At 71.0% G+C, this 262-nt stretch carries 1 protein-coding gene; it reads left to right on the forward strand.

Annotation, left to right across the window (positions count from 1 at the left end; genetic code table 11):
- Nucleotides 1–17 precede the first annotated feature (17 nt).
- Nucleotides 18–262 (forward strand): SDR family oxidoreductase (locus RMT89_RS43735; RefSeq protein WP_315889317.1); only part of this gene is annotated, 245 nt, incomplete at its 3' end.

Here is a 262-nt window from a genome sequence, read left to right on the forward strand (position 1 = left end):
TGAGCCTCACGCGGACCATGGCGCTCGACTTCGCGCCGGACCGCATCCGCGTCAATGCCATTGCGCCGGGCGCCATCGAGACGCCGATGCTGGCGCGCAGCTTCGCCCGGCATGCGGAGCCCGAGAAGGTGCGCGAAGCCTCCCGCCGCCGGCACGCGCTAGAACGGTTCGGGAAACCGCGGGAAATCGCCGAGGCTGCGCTCTATCTGGCAAGCGATGCGGCCGCCTTCACGACCGGCACGACGCTCGTCGTCGACGGGGG

It is taken from the genome of Streptomyces sp. P17 (assembly GCF_032436805.1).
In the GTDB taxonomy this organism is placed as follows: Bacteria; Actinomycetota; Actinomycetes; order Streptomycetales; family Streptomycetaceae; genus Streptomyces.